We start from the raw sequence: 17,273 nt of genomic DNA, 5'->3' as shown, positions 1-17,273 counted from the left end.
GCGAATTGAGGTGAGTGTACTTGAATACTTTAACATACGGACTGGATGAGAACTTCTGGTGGAAACTGCTATTCATTGTTGCTGTGTTTTTAATTTTTTACATACCTATAAGTATGATTAGCCGTAGGTTGCTAGGTGCCAAACGGGGAAAAATATTCTCCACAGATTACGTGAATGCTGTTCACAAAAAAGCTGATTGGGTGATCCGTGGTATTTTTATAGCTGTATTAATCATTGGCTTTATCATAAATGCAGCAATGTTTTCTTCCGATCTGAAATGGTATTTGCAGCCATACTTCTTTATGTTCGTTTTTATTGGTGTAACTGAACTTCTCAGGGCCTTCATGGAATGGAAGTACGAAGAAAATCGCAAGGCTTACCTGTACACATTAATTATACTGACTTACAGTATTGTTTTTTTGCTTGCACTATTTTTTACAGATGGCTTCGGACTATTTTTGAATTAGGATGTAGAAACTCATATGAGCCAAAAGATTATAAAAAACAGTGCAGTTGCAAAGAGAACACTGAAGATGAGCTGGATAAGCATCTGTTTGAACTTTTTATTGTCGTGACGAGCTTCTTCGCTGTCTGTAAATAAAGACAAAAATCCGGAAGTGAAAATCGCGTCCCATATCTTCCATGATTCTGTTTTCTTCTTCATATCAAAACCCCTTCTCGTTCATTTTGATCACAACGCTTAAACCCATCCATTATTAAGGTCGTTATAGAAACATGCTATTGAATACTTAGTGTATCAAAAAGTTAAAAAGTATAACGAATGATCAAAGACAGATTTTTGGTAAATGGATAAATATTCATTTATATCACAAATCTTCAGTTGCCTACAATGCTTTAGCCGGGTATAGTGAATATCATGAGAAATTTGTGATAACGAAGGTGGTGTGCGTATGAATGGGATACAGATAATTGTTCTGGCTGCTGTGGTGATGTGTATCGGTGTACTTAATCTGTGGTTTTATATTCGTTTGAAAAGAAAATACAGAGTGCTCACGAACAAGCATCAGCAGTTCATTCATCTCGTTGAAACGCCGAATGATTTTATGTACTATGCAGACGTTTATCCAGTTGTAAAATTTAAATATCTGAGTCCATCCGCTGAAAATTTCTTTGGCAAAGGAAGTAATGAAGGCGCATACTTAAGTCCGGAAGTGGCTTTTCAGGACATTCATCCTGATGATAAAGAACTTTTGCTTAAGAAGCTGGTCGGGGAGGTAGACTACAGTCAGCCGCTTATCCAGAGATGGAAGGATAAAGAAGGACATTACCGCTGGTTTGAAGAGTATGCGACACCTATCTATGAAAACGGCAGACTCGTTGCGCTGCAGGGAATGCTGAGAAATATAGATGAGCGGATTGTGATGCAGGAAAAGATTCAGTATCAGCTTTACCATGACAGCTTAACTGATTTGTATAATCGTACATATTTTAAAGAAGTTTTTACGAAACTGGATGAAGATGACGATGTATCGGCAGGGTTATTACTCTGTGATTTGGATCAGCTGAAATTCACGAATGATACATTTGGACACGCAGCCGGAGATGAACTGATCAAGCAGGCAGCTGACCATTTGAAAAACTGTGTCAATGATTCTTCGATTGCGGCAAGAATCGGCGGAGATGAATTTGTTGTGCTGCTGCAGGACGTCGCAGAAGCTGATCTTATTCGACTTATGGAAAGAACCCGGAACAGTTGTAAAGAAGCGGGTATATTTCTTTCAATTGGAGGAGCATACACTCCATCCTCCCAGGGGCAAATGACGTCTCTCTTTTCTGAGGCAGATAAAGAAATGTATAAAGATAAAGAATTGAATAAGCTATGTATCTAATTTATAGCATTTTTAGATGATGCAATCTTTTCGAAAAACAAAGTAAGATGTGAAAAATTCATTTTTCACATCTTACTTTGTTTTATGGCTTTCATAGGTAACTTCGAAATGTATTATTTCTGCTGAAGCTTCTCCACCTGTTCAGAGTGAAAAGGAGAGCCGGGCACTTCCTCAACTATACTTAACACGTTTCCATCAGGATCTGCGCAGTCAAAATACTTCATGCCCCCAAATTCGTTGATTTGGCGAACAGTTAATCCTTGATCAATAAATGTTTTATGTAAGCTAACAATATCTTCTGTGATTAAATTAAAATAAGTATTTTGCTGAGCGTGCCTGTTTAAAAACTGTGAAGGCTGAGGAATTTGCACTTCGATCAGACCAAGTTGGACAGCGCTATCGGGAAAGTAAAATCCGGCACCGCCTTCCCATTGCCCTATCAGTTTTACCTGAAAGTGCTCTTCATACCATTTGGAAGAATGCTCAAGATCTGTCACTGGAATAAAAATACTGCCTACTTTAAACAAAAAAACATCTCCTTTATAAATAACATTAAATTCCATATTAGTTTAGCATATTAATAGCTGTTCATGTAATAATTGACCGATACAATGAAAGAATGAGGTTGAAGGGAGAAGATATGATGAAAATTGGTGTAATAGGCGCAGGGATGTCCGGACTGATGGCGGCCCGAACATTACAGGCAGCAGGACATGATGTAGAGGTTATTGAAAAAGGCAAAAGTGTCGGAGGGCGCTTGGCGACGAGGAGAATCAACGATGGACAGGCAGATCATGGGGCTGTTTATTTTACGGTGCGCTCTGATCATTTTAAACATGAGGTGAAGGAATGGGAATCAGCAGGTCTGGTAAATGAATGGTTCGCAGACCCCTACCCGCGCTACGCAGGCACAAACGGAATGAATAAAATCGCAAAATACCTGGCGCGTGATTTGAATGTTCGTCTTAATGAAAAGGTAGTAAGCCTGTCACCCGAGGATGGCGTGACATTATCAGCTTCTGATCAGCTTAACTACGACGCAGTCATCCTAACGGCGCCATTGCCACAGGCTGCAGACTTACTTGAAAGCTCGACACTATCTTTAACAGCAGCTGATAAAAAGCTCAGAGAACATATATTTGAACCTGCATTTGTTGGATTGATTGAGCTTGAGAAAAATATTCAGGTTGGGGAGTATGGATTACTTGATGAGGAGTTGCCTGAAGGTGTGTTGAAAATTGTTAATAACGCTGATAAAGGAATGTCTGAAAGCTCAATTTTGAGCGTATATATGACTGGAGACTGGAGTGAAGCCTGGTTTGATCGTGAAGAGGAGGCATTGAGTGAAATTTTACGTCTGACAAATCAACAGCTTGAGGGTCTTGAGGTTACTTCAAAGCAGTTAAAGCGCTGGCGTTATGCCCAGGCGAAGCAAGTGTTCAACGCACCTTTCTACAAATTGGAAAATCACCCTGTCTGGCTGTGCGGGGACACTTTCCTTGAGCCGGATGATCCATCTGGACGCACCCGGGTTGAAAGTGCATATATATCAGGAATTTCAGTCGCCAATCAAATTGCCAAAAGTATTAATTAGAGCTGAGTACGCTGGGTTTTACAGTTAATGAATCTTCGACAGGACTTAAAGACGTTTCTTCAAGAATAAAAGGATGTAACTGATTAAGCATTGTTTTAAGATGAATAGGCATATTTGTCTGTTTATAAGCACATACGAGGGGGAATTCAATTTGTTTGACCGCATCGTCAATAATATTTTCGAAATCATGTATCAGGTGGTGCGGTTCTTCTACGGAAGTCCATTCCACGTGTGCCCACGAACGAAATGACTTATTGTTCTGTATATAAGGCTGAACAGTTTTTTCAAAATAGGCAGTGATAGCCGGCGGATGATAACTTCCGCTTGAAAAGTAAAAGTCAAAGCTGTTAATGAAATGAATATATTCCATCTCTTCTTTTGAAATCAGTTCATGAAGTTCTTTTTTGATCTTTATGTATATACGTTCATTTTCAATCAGGATTATATTTTCTTCAGCACGGACACTATCGATTATGTAGGCTAAAACGTTTTGCAGGTATTTATCCATCTCATCATATGAATAAAGAACATGAACATTTCGTTGCGCTTCAATGAGGTCTGGAAGCGAATGTTTCATTTGATCACCCTTCCTAATCATGTATTCTTTCTTCATTATACTAAAGTAGAACAGCAAAAACAAAAGGTTCTTACAAAAAACGAATGAAGGTGTAGTGTCATACATCTTTTCAAAAATATCCCTTTATGTAAACAGGGTTTGTTATACTTCTGTTAAATAAACAAAAAAATAGTTGAAGTCTTTTAAATGTAAGTTCTGTTAAAGTCGGCTGTTGATTTCCGCTTCAGGTGGACACTTTCCTTGACCGGGTGCTGAGCTATCAGGTTTCGTCTGTCCCACCTGTGCCTGACGCTCCAACATAAACAACAATGAAATTTAACAAAGCCAAAACGTAAGTGAGGGGTTTGTATATGGCATTTTTTCTGATATTTTTAGTGTGCGGATTTGCTATTCTACTGTCAGTGATGGCTTTTGGACCCTGGGGACTGCTGTTGATTGCTGCTGTGTTGTCAGCTTTTATAGTAAAAGGGTATTTTCTGCTTTCAGCGATTTACGATGAAATGACCCGGAAAGAAATTTCAAAAGAACAACGGTTTAAAGAAGCTACGGAAAAATACAAAGTGAAATAATAGACTGGGATGCGTACTTTAGCGCTTCCGGTCTATTATTTTTGGGTTTTAAGACGTGAGGTATAATTGAATTTTTGCTAAATGATATAAGCTGCATTGACTGGAAAATTGAACTTGAGAGGAGAAAGTTGGCATGAAAGTTATTGTCAGTTCATATAATAATGACTGGGTGCGATTGTATGAGGAAGAGGCAGAAAAAATTATGGATATTTTTAGGGATCAACTGTTAGACATTCACCATATTGGCAGTACCTCTGTTCCCGGGCTTCAGGCTAAGCCGATCATTGATATTCTACCAATCTTGAAAAATGTTAAAGAAGCAGATCGGCAGGCACATCAAATGGAGATGCTTGGGTACGAATCAATGGGTGAATATGGACTTTCAGGCAGACGATATTTCAGAAAGGGAGGAGAGCAACGCACACATCATGTACATATGTATGATGTGTCCAGCCAGTATGAAATTGACCGTCATCTGGCATTTCGGGACTATTTAAGAGAGCATCCGCAAGAGGCTGCTTCTTATGGCGCATTAAAAGTACGGCTATCCCGGACTTACCCAAATGATATTGAGGCGTATATTGAGGGAAAGAATAATGTGATTAAGCTGCTGGAGCGTAAAGCGCTTGGATGGCGCAGATAGACATTGAAATGACTTATTTTGTTACAAATGTTACAAATAGATTAAAAACAGAGAGGAACAGTTTATTGAATATTCAAAAAGTTATAAAATAGGTATAAATATACAAAAGAAAGGAAGATGATATGAGCGTAAATCAAACACTCCGCCCACACTTATCAAGCCTGTCTTTGTTAACGGAAAAACTTCTGGAAGAGTTTTTGAATGAAAAAGAGTATCGTTTTTATGCTTATAATGAAAGTATGGAGACGTGGTTCACTTACGCAGTGCATCTGTTAAGAGAATCTGTCCAACGGCGTTACAGCCTGAGTGTAAAAGAAGAACGGCATTTGTCAGCGTTGACCTCTCAAGTGATTGTACAAGGCTGCCCCTCCTCTTATCTGACCCTATTAATCGCCCAGCTTGGCGTTGAAGCCGAACGTTATTTGAAAAAGCACGCATATCAGATTCATTATTCTCCTAAAGAAGTCCTTTCTATGATCGAACTGGTACGTCAATTCACGACAAGATGTAAAGCGACCATTGACCACAAAGCAAATATCGTTCTTCTTCCGTCAATTCAATACAGTGAAGCAGCATGTACAATGGCAGATTGATCGTTAAAGCTGTTAAATAGGCTGAGACAAAACAATCTCTTTTGTTGAGTTAAACAATATTTTTGTTGCAATCCAAGTGCAGCGGAGCGAAAGGTAGTGACTGCAGTGCGTGGTGAGACCCCGCATACGCGAAGCGATGAGGAGGTCAAATGGGGCCACAAAACGGCCCACAAGCGGAAAGCGTCCACCTGAAGCGCAGCGAAACGAGTAAGAAGGTGAGACAGCTCCTCTTTTAGTCATGTGAACAATGCCGTTCCTGCTAATCTCATAAAGTTCATTCAGTCTCATATCCAACAAAGTTTGATATACTAAAACCAACTTATTTTGGAAGGAAGACTCGAATGAAAAAATGGTTGTTAGGACTTGGTGTACTTGTGATCAGCGGTTGTTCGGCCACTCAGCAGGAAGATGAAAGTACCGAACTGACAGTATCTGCAGCGGCAAGCCTCCAGGATGCTTTATATACAATTGAAACGCAGTTTGAAGAAGAAACAGGTATTGGAGTGACTTTTAACTTTGGAGGTTCAGGAAGTTTGCAGCAGCAAATTTCACAAGGCGCACCTGTTGATCTATTTATCTCAGCAAATGAAACGCAATTTAACGAGTTAATAGAAGAAGGCGTGATCAGTGAAGAAGACAGCACCTCATTGATCGGAAATGAGCTGGTCATGATCGTGCCCCGCGCTGATTTAGATATTGCTACTTTTGAAGATTTAACAGATGTTGAACGCATATCGATCGGAACGCCGGAAACAGTTCCTGCAGGGGAATACAGTAAAGAAGTACTTGAACATCTTGAATTGTGGAGCGATTTTGAGGAACAGATTGTCTATGCGAAAGATGTAAGGCAGGTCTTGTCATATGTGGAGTCGGAAAACGTCAATGCGGGGATGGTCTATTATACGGATGCGCTGACTTCTGATCAGGTGAAGATTGCAGCATTTACAGAAGAGGACTGGCACCAGCCAATTGTTTATCCGGCAGGTATTCTGGAAGATGCAACTCACTCTGAAGACGCAGCTGCTTTTCTGGATTATTTGCAAAGTGATGATGCATTAGCTGTGTTTGAAGAGCTTGGTTTTAAAGGGTTAAATTAGCGTATGCCAGTAGATTTTTGGTCACCGCTCAGATTATCCATTGAAATTGCGACGGTTGCGAGTCTGGTTGTCCTCGTGCTTGGACTTTTAGCAGGAAGAATGATGGCCGCTCGTCGTTTTAAAGGAAAAGCAATGGTTGAAACGTTATTTTTACTTCCTTTAGTACTCCCCCCGACAGTCGTAGGATTTTTACTAATTGTGATTTTTGGCAGGAATAGCCCTGCAGGTCAGGCGATTGAATGGCTGTTTCAGCAGCCGGTTATTTTTACATGGTGGGCAGCAGTTATTGCGGCTGTTGTGGTGTCATTTCCACTCATGTATCAATCAGCTAAAACAGGTTTTGAATCAATAGATGAAGAGATCGAGCATGCTGGACGTGTGGATGGAGCGGGAGAGTGGAAGCTTTTTACGCAAATTTCAATTCCGCTTGCATGGAAAGCCATTATTGCAGGATTCATTTTAAGTTTTGCACGCGCACTTGGCGAATTCGGTGCAACCCTTATGTTTGCCGGCAATATCCCCGGCCGGACGCAAACCGCTTCCACAGCGATCTATCTGGCAATTGAGTCAGGAAATATGCAGATGGCCTGGCTTTGGGTGGCGTGCATGGTAGGGATTTCGTTTGTGATGCTGGTGTTGGTGCAGGGGTTAAGAAGTAAATAAAACAGCATTCGTCATGGTGGCGAATGCTGTTTTATGGTTTAAGCGTCTGGTATTGGATAGTTCTCATTTAAGTAGTCGATAGATGATTGAAGCTCATTTCTCATGTTTAATACATTCTCAAAGCGTTCTTTTCGCTCTGCAGGGGTGGTTACATCGCCGAAATAATAAATTTCTGTACGAATATCACCAAAAATAAAACGTAATTCCTGAACTTCTTTATCGTCCAGGTCAATCAGCATAACCGATCCGTTTCCATGCCATTCTAGTCCGCGAAGTCTTTCGTTGTATTCCTCTTTTTGTTCAGCTGACCATTCTATATCAATTAATGTTTCCTGATATTCAAGAAATCGATCAAGGTGGAGCAAATAATTTTGTGCCATAACGTTTGTTTGATAATAAAGTTCCTGCTTTTGTGAATTATATTGATCATAAAAGAGGATGGTAGTAGCAATGAATATAATTAACAGCGGTAGTGTCATCTTTTTTAAAAAGTTTTTCATTATGTAAGTTTTATCTCCTTACAATTTAGTAGGATCGTATCATATGTATTCAATGTGTATACAAGAATAACATAATCTTAGGGAAATTTGGTGGATATGTGTGATAAGATCAAGAGAAATTAAGAATAAGGGGAATAGTGATGCGTCATTCATCTAAAGCAATCATCATTAAAGAAAATTCAGTATTATTAACAACAAATACAGATGAACAAGGCACGTTCTACATTTTCCCGGGCGGCGGTCAGGAAGATGGAGAAACGATGCACGAGGCATGTATAAGAGAATGTCTGGAGGAAGCGGGACTGATTGTGAAACCCGGAGAACTATTATACGTAAGAGAATACATAGGGAAAAATCATGAATTCGCAGCATTCGATTCACACGTTCATCAGATCGAATCCTACTTTCGCTGCGAGATCACCGGTGAAAATGATAAGCAGATCGTATTGGATGCGAACCAGACCGGAATTGAATGGTTACCGATCAGAGAGCTTCAACATTACAGAATATACCCGCGGACTATCATTTCGTATATTCAGAAGTTTGATCAGACAGCCGTTTATTTAGGCGATGTCAATTAACTTTGAGGAGGTGCGATGATGGAGCAAATCGGGAAAATCAGCGCGATTATACGTCACCCGGTCAAGTCACTGAGTGGTGAACAGGTGGAGTCCACGAAGCTGATGGCTTATGGCGTCTATGGGGATCGCAGTCATACGTTTTTAGAGGAAAATCGTTATCATACAGCGACTCAAAATCCAAAAATGGTTGGGTACAGCGCTGCTTTTGATGGTGAAGAGTCTGCACAACAATTTCCGAGGGTTCTGATCACAGCTCCGGATGGCAGGACTTTTTACTGGGATGATGAAGCGTGCCTGGATGAATTTCAGGAGCTTGCAGGTAAACCATTGAAAAAAGAGGTGTATGCGCCAGAGAACGTTCCGCTTGGTGCAATTGAGGAAGAACATATTCTGATTGTCAATGAGGCCTCAGTGAAAGCGCTGGAGGAGGAAACGGGAAAACCGATCGACTGGAGAAGGTTCCGGCCAAATCTCGTAGTATCACTAATAAACGGGACACCTTTTTCAGAGGAGCAGCTTGCGGGAAAAAGGCTGCAGATTGGATCGACAGAAATTGAAATCGTCAGGCCTTGTGAGCGCTGCAGCATCATTAATATTGATCCGGTCTCAACAGGCATTGATCCACTTGTATTAAAAACGGTATATCAAAAGCACGGGAATATTTTTGGGATGTATGCGGCTGTGAGGAAAGCTGGTGTAATTTCTGTAAATGATAAGATTCTTGCGGCGGGTGAAAGACAATCATGAGTATATTGTTGTTTATAGTTATACACCTTGTCATTGGGTTAGGTCTTATCTATTTCAGATCGAGATTGCCTTCAATCTTCGTTACGTTTGGTGTGGTTTTTCTAGTCATGAGCGTTTTGTATTGGGGACGCGTTATCATTGATATCAGTTAAGTAGATAAGGGGGATTTAAATGGGTGGTATAAGTGGTGGAGATCTTATTTTTCTGATCGTTATGTTAGGAATGATTGTATTGTTCGTCGTATCATTCAGTTTGTTTATTAAGAGAATGGTCGTCACGAAATCTGTACAGAACAGGAAATCGGACGAAACAAACGAAAAGCTGGATCGGATTATTACATTACTTGAAGAAAAGCAGGTTCAGAAATGAGATCAGAGCAGGAAATGATGGAGCTGATTTTAGACTTTGCAAGAGCAGATGCGCGCATCAGGGCAGTCTATATGAATGGATCACGTACGAATCCCAATGCGCCTGAAGATATTTTTCAGGACTACGATATTGTCTATGTGACAGAGGATGTATCGCCTTTCACAGCAGACCAGTCATGGATTCAGCACTTTGGAAAGTTGCTCATGATGCAGCAGTCGGATGCGCTGGACGCCGGCAAGGGGTTAGAAATAGATCCGGACCGGTATGCTTTTTTAATGTTGTTTGATGACGGTAACCGGATTGACCTGTCATTTCAGTCAGTTGATTTTATGCAAAAGGTCTATCGGGATGACTCACTGACGATTCCGCTTTTAGATAACGACGGTATTTTACCTGACATTCCTGAATCAACTGACCGGGATTATTTTATAAAAAAGCCTTCGATGGGTGAGTTCGACAGTGTCACAAATGATTTCTGGTGGTGCCTTCAAAATGTCGCTAAAGGACTGTGGCGGAATGAGCTGCCGTATGCGCATCATATGTACGAACTCACGACACGCAGCGCGCTGGATCAGATGATTAAGTGGTGGATTGGCGGACAGCATGAATATCAGGTGTCTGCCGGTAAAATGGGTAAGTATTTTAAAAAGTTTTTGCCTAATGATTACTGGGAGATTTACATGAGGACCTATGCCGAAAATAAATGGGAGGCTGTAGAGGCAGCGTGTGAACTATTTGGCATGCTCGGTCGTGAAGTGGCTGGCATGACAGGTTTTCAATATCCTGAAGAAGATGAAAGTCAGATGCTGATGTTTGTCCGGCGTGTACGCGAGCTGCCAGGTGATGCGGAGGCGATTTCTTAAGTGTGTGGGGGTGGGCCTATTGTCATAATCTCATGAACCACCCCCATTAAACTCCTCAACAAGACTGATTTTCTCATGAACGAATAGGGTCATGTCATGAACATGCGCCGACATCTCACGAACATCACAAGTTATGTCCTGAACCATTCACGACATTTAGAAAAACCACACCAATTCACCCGCTTTTCACCGCAACCATCCTGCGCCCGGCCACTCTCATATTCATCGTATGTACCACAATCCCCACAACAATCAGTCCAATTCCAACTGAAGCAATTCCTGATGGCAGAGGACTTGATAAAAGCACGGCTTCACCCGCGATTACAAAAAGTACCTGTGTTGCCTGAGTCGCTTCAACTGCCGCAAGCCTGCCCTGATCATGTCTTACGCTGTTTGTTGCAATGAAGAACAGCGCCGTTGCGATAATACCAGAGCTCACTGCAACGATAAATGTCTGTATGATCTGTCCTGATGAAGGCGGACCTGTCTGTACGAACCCGATTCCGCTTAAGATGAGCCAGGCAGGAAGACTAGCCAGTGTCATACCGAGAATACGTTGAAAAGTATCTAGTCGGTCCCCGCACAACTCCATCATTTTACGATTTCCGAGTGGATAACAAAAAGCTGCAATCACGACGGGCAAAGCACCGATAAGCAATGCGGAAGGACTAAGGTGATCAGCCTGCTGAACCTGAATCAGCACCACACCTGCCAGAATGATACATGAAATGAATAAAGATCTGAATTGAACACTGTGCCTGCTTCCGTCAGACTTTAGAAAAAGAGGCGTCAATAATAATCCTGCTACAATCGTAAATTGCCAAGTACCCGCGACAAGCCAGCCCGGACCGTAAGCAGCTGCATATGTAAGCGGAGCATAGAACAGGACAAATCCGACAACACTCCACCTGATCCACTCGAGCGGCTGCTTTTTCATTTCACTCAACAAACCGCGAAGATTTCCTCTCATCCACACAATCAGTACTAAAAAAGGAACCATAAAGATAAACCGTAAAGAGGAGCTCCACAGCCAGCTGCCACCACTAACCTCCATGGAACGATTCAGAATAAATGTGACCGCAAAGAACATTGAAGATAAGATGCCAATCAATAGAGCTTTCATCAAATTCACCTCTTTTAGTATTCTATAAATGATATAATGTATAATATAATATACTTTTTGCTGAAGAGTGCAAGTATTATTTTGAATATGGAGGAATAAATATGACGCATGAAAGACCTGAAGATTTTACGAAAAAGGTTGGTGAAATTCTGAGAAAGCTGAGAAAAGATAAGGCATTTACTCTTGAGGAATTGGCTGATCTGACTGGGGTCAGTAAATTAACGCTCGGTAAAATTGAACGCGGGGAGGCGAATCCCTCGCTTACAATTATCTGGAAGATTGCGAACGGGTTGCGTATCCCCATTTCATCATTAATGGTAGAAAGTCAGGAGGTTACGCTGCTGAAAAAAAGCGGAAACAGCGTGATGAGTGAGAACCAGTCGCTAAAGCTTGAGCCTGTTTTTACAACACAGGTGCAGGGGTCGATTGAATCTCACAAAGGCTACTTACAGCCTGACAGCATTTATGAGGCAGAGGCGCACCAGCTCGGGGTGAAAGAATATATTACGGTCATGGAGGGAGAAGTGGTTGTCCGCGTAGGTGAAGAAGAATATCAGCTTGAGCGTTTTGACTCTATTAAGTTCAATGCAGATCAGCCGCACGCTTATATGAATCATTCCGGGGAGACAGCGATTCTTCATTTTGTGATGATTTATTCCCTTTGAGATGTGTAAAATTAGTGAATAGTCAGACTGCTTGATCTGGTTGTGATATGCTAAAAAAAGGAAAACAAAGGGGTGTTTTGAATGAGCGATTTTGAACAGCCGCCTAAAAGTGATTTGATCGGCGATATTTTAAAGGACTATTCAAAAACGGGTGGAATGGACAATTTAAAAGGGACCGGTGAAAAGATACCGAAAGAATATTTTTCAGGAGATACATTTCAACACTTTCAGAAAATCGCAAAAGATGCAGGGTATAAACCGCACTGGCTGAAGCTGCAGCATGAGATCAGTGACAGACTGAGTGAGCTGGAGAAACTTGATCCTGCAGCGCAGAAAAAAGAAGTTGCAAAGCTCAATAAAAAAGTTGCAGAGCATAATAAATCCTGTCCGCCTCCTCTTCAGAAAATGCCGATTTCGATCGATGCTTTAGAAGCAGCAAGGCGTATTTGGGGGTAAAGCAGCGTGGAGAATTGGAAAGATTATTGTACAGCACAGAATTTTCTGGGGGTAGGATCCACACGAAAAGCATATCGTGCTGGAAACAAGGTAATCAAAGTTCATCTGCACCCGATTGGATATGAGCAATCGAGGCATGAACTGCTGATCTATCAGGAAATGAAACGTCTTGGGTATGTTGGGTATTTTGCAGAGGTAACAGAAGTACATAAGGAATATGCAGTGCAGTCATTTGCCAAGCCACTCGAATTGAGGAACGCCCAGACTTATGATCTGTCTGAAGATGATGAACGACTGACAGAGCCTTATAAAAAGATTCTCAGCATACTGGACCATGAGTTTGACAGCTTTGATCTCAAAGATAGCGGAAATTTTGGAATCAATGAAGCTGGCAGACTTGTCTTCATTGATTATGGTATGACGAAAAAACAGTATGAATCTGAATGGGTTCGGGAAGCTGATGCTGGTGTGATTCCGCAGATTTTTTTTGAAGCGTGCGCAGTTTGTGGCGTGGAGAAAGAGCTGAGGATTTATGGAAAAGATGATCAGGACCGGCGCTGTGTGGGGTGCGGGAAGGAATGAGAGGGGATGGGGTTTCGTAGAAAGGAACCTGACGTTCTTAGAAAAACAGAGGGTGTTCGGAGAAAAATATCAAAGGTTCTTAGAATAAACCATGTACTTCTTAGAAATTTCTATGCGGTTCTTAGAAAAGTGTAATTAGACCTATGCGTATCCCTGCACTAATCCCTTTTTTATCAGGTTAAAACGCATCCCCTAGTCCCTCATTCTTGATTGTTTTACTCGGAAATGAGATAACAATGACAGGTCTGAAATTTCTGAAAAGGGAAGAGGGATTTTGATGTCAAAGAAGCCTGCTGAGATCAGTAAGGATGGTTCTTTTAAAAGACAGGTTAATCGTTTTGTTACACCGTTTGGCAACGGAGAAGGTGAATTGCCGGTTGAAAGTGGGCGATACAGACTGTTGTGGTCCGCAGCGTGCCCGTGGGCACATCGACAGGTCATTGTGCGCAGTGTACTTGGACTAGAAGACGCAATCAGTCTCGGGAAAGCAAGTCCGCTTCGTCCAAGGATCGGTCGCGTAGACTGGGCATTTACATTGGATGAAAATGATCAGGATCCGGTTCTTGGTACTGAATATGTAAGTGACGTTTATTTCAATGCGGAACCGGATTATGATGGGCGGCCTACAGTGCCTGTCATGGTTGATTTGCAGACGAAGAAAGCAGTTAACAATGATTACTTCAACATGACGAATTACTTTGAAACTGTGTGGCGTCCGTTTCATAAAGAGAATGCGCCAAACCTGTATCCTGAACATCTGCGCACTGAGATAGATGAATTAAATGAAGCGATATTTCATGAAGTGAATAATGGTGTGTATAAATGCGGGTTCGCCCAATCACAGGAAGCATATGAAGCAGCATTTGATACACTTTTTAAGCGTCTGGATACCCTTGAAGAGCGTCTTGCTGACCGCCGTTTCCTGCATGGGGGTTTCATTACGGATTCTGACGTGAGATTATATACAACGCTTGCCCGTTTTGATGCAGCTTACTACAACGGTTTTAATACGAATCGCAATCTGCTCAGAGAATTTCCGAATTTATGGGGTTATGCGCGCGATCTTTACCAGACAAAAGGATTTGGTGATACAACTGAATTTGAAGCGATTAAGGAACATTACCATGTATCAATTACGATCAACCCTGATCAGTCTGAAATGCGTATTTTACCAAAAGGGCCTGATCTGACAGTGTGGAATGAGCCGCATGACAGAGAGAAGCTTGGCCAGCAAGATAAATTTCTTCGATTTGAGGAGGAATAATAGATTGATTATACGTGATGCAAGAAAAGAAGAACTTTCATTTATTCGTGAACAGCGTGTAAAAGCTTATGAAGATCACACTGAAAAAGTTCCGGCTGAACACTGGGAAGCGCTGAAAAAGGCAATTTCATCTGAAGCGGATCAGCAAGAGGGTGTTGATTTGATTGTCGCTGAAATAAATGGAGTGATACTTGGCAGTGTAGCACTATTTCCAGCGAAAACAGATGCGTACGAAGGCTACGTTGATGAAATGGATTATCCGGAAATTCGTGTGCTTGCAGTCGGTAACGAATCGCGCGGATCCGGTGTTGCATCAGCTTTAATTGACGAATGTATCAGCCGTGCAAAGGCAAAAGGGTTCGATGCAATTGGGCTGCATACAGGGTCCTTTATGAATGATGCCATTGGCCTTTATCAGGGCAAGTACGGATTCGAACGGATGCCTGAGTATGATTTTGTACCCGCTGATGATGGGATTGTGGTGAAGGCTTTCAAAAAGAACATATAGTTTGATCAGAAAAGTCGGGGTTCCCGGCTTTTTTTATTTTTTGGGATTTAATTTGAATAGAAAACGGAAACGAATGAATCGATTGAACGTCCAATTTAAAAAAGGGATGAATGCGATGAAACGTACTCCTGGGATTTTAGTGGCGGGGTTCATTGTTTTGTGTTTTTTCATTTTTCCACAAGGTAGTAACGCTACATCATGGGCTTATATGTTTGTTGTGTGGGATGGGTACGTCTATGTAGTGAGTGAGGAGATTGCAGAAGAGGTTGGAAATGAAATTGGGGAAGTTACCGCCTTCTCTGACATGGAACAGCTCTCCGGCAACTTTTCCAATGCTTACCGGGAAGGGACCAAATACTATTCAATTGAAGGGACAGATACCTCTGAGGCAATCGCAGTTGAAGTAGGAAATCGATATATCAAAGCTTACAGAGAGCAACAGTATCAAACGTCGGATACAGCTCCTGGCAGCGAGCCAGATTATGTGGCCGGTGGATTGATATTTGCCGGTTTTACTGCGGTTGGAGGGTTGGGAGTTTATTTATTCAGAAGAAGGGTTAGCGCAAAGGCAGGATAAATACACCTTGTGCTGTTCAAAAACTGGTGGAGATGAATCAATTAATTGTGGGGGTGATTCAATAAACACGAGAGATGTATCAATTCTCTGATGCAAAATTGCCGGTGTTATAATTAATCAGGTTGCCGTACTAATTACACAAAGAGGTGATTCATATATCCAGAGGGGTGATTCAATTAAGCGGCAATCCTCGCTCAGTGATATCGGCAACCGGATGATATGCAGCCTAAAAAGCGTACGGGCATTCACCCATACGCTTTTTACAATTTCTATCCATTCACCTTCACCGTACGCCTTGCAGCAGTCCGTTGTTTTTGCCCACGTGCTTTTTCTTCTATTGCAGGTCCGAGCTGGAACAGTAATACGCCGCCTGAAATCAGCAGCACGCCTAAAAATGATTGAAATGTAAAAGGAACCTGTTCAAGTCCAAACCATCCGAGTGAGTCCCACACGAGTCCGAAAAAAATCTGGGAAACCATCACGAGTGAGATCGCGCGGCTTGGTCCGAGCGATTGAACACCCTGTGTGACACAGGCAACAACGCCAACCCCTACAACCCCGCTGAACCAGAACCATAGGTCTGCATCGAAGCTGAATAAAGCAGTTCCTTCAAACGCCAGCCCGGCTGCAAATGAAGCGAGGAAGCCGAGTGCAAGCACAAGCATTGTTGTCGACCAGACACTGACCTGCTTTTTCACATTTGCATTGAATGTATTTTGAAGGCAGACCAGTGTTCCTCCAAGCAGTGCAAGTAAAATTCCAATGACCATCAAAATGCCTCCTTTTCATAAATGTTTTCTCCAGCCAGTTCAAGTAACGCCTGGCGATTTACAATTTCAATTGATCCCCTTTTTTTGATGATCCAGCCTTCCTGATGAAACTGCTGAAGTACTCTGTTCAAGTGTCTGTAGCTCGTACCGATCAGATCTGCGATATCAATCAATGAAGCAGAAGTGATAACTGGCTGTACTGGTGTCATTGAAAGAAGGTAACTTGCGAGCCGGACATCGACTGCATAGAGCAGGTTAAAATTCATCGTATGAGACTTCATCTCGAATTTCTTCGTTACTGTATCAAGTAAGAATTGCAGCCAGGGGGCATGCTGAGCCATTTCTTTTTTAAGAACTGAATAAGGGATTTCAATGACCGTTGTTTCCATCACGCTCTCTACCGTATTAATCAGGGGACAGTTGCGCACATATTCAATGTCACCAACAATATCAAGCGGCGTTTTGAATGCGAGAATTAGCCGCTTCCCTTCAGGTGTCAGCATTGATACTTTCAGTTTGCCATCTACTAAGAGGTGCATTCTGTCTGACTTTTCTCCCTGTGAAAATAACCGCTGCCCGGGTGAATAAGTCTGCAGCTTCATCGCTTTGCAGACATTTTCGTTAAAAAGCTCATCAAGTTGATAGATTTTCAGGTAATCATTTAATTTCTTTTCCATGATGC

Annotated in this window: 25 protein-coding genes; 18 read left to right on the top strand and 7 right to left on the bottom strand. The window is 41.9% G+C overall.

Annotated features, from left to right (window positions below; translation table 11 throughout):
• The first annotated feature begins 20 nt into the window (after positions 1-20).
• Complete coding sequence (locus tag E2626_RS06855) at positions 21-467, top strand: DUF4181 domain-containing protein (protein WP_134380994.1); 447 nt, start codon at positions 21-23, stop codon at positions 465-467.
• 11 nt (positions 468-478) lie between these two features.
• Here E2626_RS06855 and E2626_RS06850 read toward each other — a convergent pair whose 3' ends face one another.
• Positions 479-664 (bottom strand): hypothetical protein, encoded by a 186-nt coding sequence (locus E2626_RS06850; protein ID WP_134380993.1) that lies wholly within the window; start codon positions 662-664, stop codon positions 479-481.
• Positions 665-911: 247 nt separating this feature from the next.
• Here E2626_RS06850 and E2626_RS06845 point away from each other — a divergent pair, with 247 nt between their 5' ends.
• On the top strand, positions 912-1,850 hold the full coding sequence (locus E2626_RS06845) for a sensor domain-containing diguanylate cyclase (protein WP_134380992.1): 939 nt from the start codon (positions 912-914) through the stop codon (positions 1,848-1,850).
• Positions 1,851-1,963: 113 nt separating this feature from the next.
• Here E2626_RS06845 and E2626_RS06840 read toward each other — a convergent pair whose 3' ends face one another.
• Positions 1,964-2,377, bottom strand: coding sequence for a VOC family protein (locus E2626_RS06840; protein ID WP_166786763.1), 414 nt, complete (start codon positions 2,375-2,377; stop codon positions 1,964-1,966).
• Between the two features lie 116 nt (positions 2,378-2,493).
• Between E2626_RS06840 and E2626_RS06835 the strand changes: the two genes are divergently transcribed.
• Positions 2,494-3,444 carry an NAD(P)/FAD-dependent oxidoreductase gene (locus tag E2626_RS06835; protein ID WP_134380990.1) on the top strand — a complete coding sequence of 317 codons (951 nt, stop codon included), beginning with the start codon at positions 2,494-2,496 and terminating at the stop codon, positions 3,442-3,444.
• Here E2626_RS06835 and E2626_RS06830 read toward each other — a convergent pair.
• A complete protein-coding gene (locus E2626_RS06830; RefSeq protein WP_134380989.1) occupies positions 3,437-4,021 on the bottom strand; it encodes an MEDS domain-containing protein in 585 nt (194 codons plus the stop codon). The two genes, E2626_RS06835 and E2626_RS06830, sit on opposite strands and share 8 nt — an antisense overlap.
• A 350-nt stretch (positions 4,022-4,371) precedes the next feature.
• Here E2626_RS06830 and E2626_RS06825 point away from each other — a divergent pair, with 350 nt between their 5' ends.
• From E2626_RS06825 to modB, 5 genes are all read left to right on the top strand, one after another.
• A complete protein-coding gene (locus E2626_RS06825; protein WP_134380988.1) occupies positions 4,372-4,590 on the top strand; it encodes a hypothetical protein in 219 nt (72 codons plus the stop codon).
• Between the two features lie 133 nt (positions 4,591-4,723).
• Entirely contained in the window at positions 4,724-5,233 is a 510-nt protein-coding gene (locus E2626_RS06820) for a GrpB family protein (RefSeq protein WP_134380987.1), read from the top strand.
• A gap of 122 nt (positions 5,234-5,355) precedes the next feature.
• Positions 5,356-5,826, top strand: coding sequence for a hypothetical protein (locus E2626_RS06815; protein WP_166786762.1), 471 nt, complete (start codon positions 5,356-5,358; stop codon positions 5,824-5,826).
• A 341-nt stretch (positions 5,827-6,167) separates the two neighbouring features.
• Positions 6,168-6,923: a molybdate ABC transporter substrate-binding protein gene (gene modA, locus E2626_RS06810; RefSeq protein WP_134380985.1), complete on the top strand. Its 756-nt coding sequence runs from the start codon at positions 6,168-6,170 to the stop codon at positions 6,921-6,923.
• 3 nt (positions 6,924-6,926) lie between these two features.
• On the top strand, positions 6,927-7,586 hold the full coding sequence (gene modB, locus E2626_RS06805; protein WP_134380984.1) for a molybdate ABC transporter permease subunit: 660 nt from the start codon (positions 6,927-6,929) through the stop codon (positions 7,584-7,586).
• A 38-nt stretch (positions 7,587-7,624) separates the two neighbouring features.
• Here modB and E2626_RS06800 read toward each other — a convergent pair whose 3' ends face one another.
• On the bottom strand, positions 7,625-8,086 hold the full coding sequence (locus E2626_RS06800; RefSeq protein ID WP_134380983.1) for a hypothetical protein: 462 nt from the start codon (positions 8,084-8,086) through the stop codon (positions 7,625-7,627).
• 140 nt (positions 8,087-8,226) lie between these two features.
• On the opposite strand from E2626_RS06800, the gene E2626_RS06795 reads away from it, so the two are divergent.
• The 4 genes from E2626_RS06795 (at position 8,227) to E2626_RS06780 (ending at position 10,646) form a co-directional block, all read left to right on the top strand.
• On the top strand, positions 8,227-8,667 hold the full coding sequence (locus E2626_RS06795) for an NUDIX domain-containing protein (protein WP_134380982.1): 441 nt from the start codon (positions 8,227-8,229) through the stop codon (positions 8,665-8,667).
• An 18-nt stretch (positions 8,668-8,685) separates the two neighbouring features.
• Positions 8,686-9,414, top strand: a complete 729-nt coding sequence (locus E2626_RS06790; protein ID WP_134380981.1) for an MOSC domain-containing protein — start codon at positions 8,686-8,688, stop codon at positions 9,412-9,414.
• A gap of 171 nt (positions 9,415-9,585) precedes the next feature.
• Positions 9,586-9,783, top strand: coding sequence for a DUF4083 domain-containing protein (locus tag E2626_RS06785; protein WP_134380980.1), 198 nt, complete (start codon positions 9,586-9,588; stop codon positions 9,781-9,783).
• Positions 9,780-10,646, top strand: a complete 867-nt coding sequence (locus E2626_RS06780; RefSeq protein WP_134380979.1) for an aminoglycoside 6-adenylyltransferase — start codon at positions 9,780-9,782, stop codon at positions 10,644-10,646. The genes E2626_RS06785 and E2626_RS06780 overlap by 4 nt, the downstream gene beginning before the upstream one ends.
• A gap of 175 nt (positions 10,647-10,821) precedes the next feature.
• On the opposite strand, the gene E2626_RS06775 is transcribed toward E2626_RS06780, so the two are convergent.
• Positions 10,822-11,769, bottom strand: a complete 948-nt coding sequence (locus E2626_RS06775) for a DMT family transporter (protein WP_134380978.1) — start codon at positions 11,767-11,769, stop codon at positions 10,822-10,824.
• Between the two features lie 101 nt (positions 11,770-11,870).
• Between E2626_RS06775 and E2626_RS06770 the strand changes: the two genes are divergently transcribed.
• The 6 genes from E2626_RS06770 to E2626_RS06745 all read left to right on the top strand — a co-directional run bounded on the left by E2626_RS06770 (position 11,871) and on the right by E2626_RS06745 (position 15,821).
• Complete coding sequence (locus tag E2626_RS06770) at positions 11,871-12,434, top strand: XRE family transcriptional regulator (protein ID WP_134380977.1); 564 nt, start codon at positions 11,871-11,873, stop codon at positions 12,432-12,434.
• An 81-nt stretch (positions 12,435-12,515) separates the two neighbouring features.
• Complete coding sequence (locus E2626_RS06765; protein WP_134380976.1) at positions 12,516-12,890, top strand: DnaJ family domain-containing protein; 375 nt, start codon at positions 12,516-12,518, stop codon at positions 12,888-12,890.
• A gap of 6 nt (positions 12,891-12,896) precedes the next feature.
• Entirely contained in the window at positions 12,897-13,472 is a 576-nt protein-coding gene (locus tag E2626_RS06760) for a protein kinase (RefSeq protein ID WP_134380975.1), read from the top strand.
• Positions 13,473-13,749: 277 nt separating this feature from the next.
• The gene (locus E2626_RS06755) at positions 13,750-14,736 is read left to right on the top strand and encodes a glutathione S-transferase family protein (protein ID WP_208528129.1); all 987 of its coding nucleotides are present in this window, start codon (positions 13,750-13,752) and stop codon (positions 14,734-14,736) included.
• A 4-nt stretch (positions 14,737-14,740) separates the two neighbouring features.
• Entirely contained in the window at positions 14,741-15,244 is a 504-nt protein-coding gene (locus tag E2626_RS06750) for a GNAT family N-acetyltransferase (RefSeq protein ID WP_244094254.1), read from the top strand.
• 115 nt (positions 15,245-15,359) lie between these two features.
• Positions 15,360-15,821, top strand: a complete 462-nt coding sequence (locus E2626_RS06745; protein WP_166786761.1) for a hypothetical protein — start codon at positions 15,360-15,362, stop codon at positions 15,819-15,821.
• A gap of 269 nt (positions 15,822-16,090) precedes the next feature.
• Here E2626_RS06745 and E2626_RS06740 read toward each other — a convergent pair whose 3' ends face one another.
• Both E2626_RS06740 and E2626_RS06735 read right to left on the bottom strand, forming a co-directional pair.
• Positions 16,091-16,591: a DMT family transporter gene (locus E2626_RS06740; RefSeq protein ID WP_134380972.1), complete on the bottom strand. Its 501-nt coding sequence runs from the start codon at positions 16,589-16,591 to the stop codon at positions 16,091-16,093.
• A complete protein-coding gene (locus E2626_RS06735; RefSeq protein WP_208528128.1) occupies positions 16,591-17,268 on the bottom strand; it encodes a Crp/Fnr family transcriptional regulator in 678 nt (225 codons plus the stop codon). Before E2626_RS06735 ends, E2626_RS06740 begins: the two co-directional genes overlap by 1 nt.
• Positions 17,269-17,273 lie beyond the last annotated feature (5 nt).

It is taken from the genome of Jeotgalibacillus salarius, assembly GCF_004405125.1.
GTDB lineage: Bacteria > Bacillota > Bacilli > Bacillales > Jeotgalibacillaceae > Jeotgalibacillus > Jeotgalibacillus salarius.
This window is presented reverse-complemented; position numbering and strand designations above follow the sequence as displayed.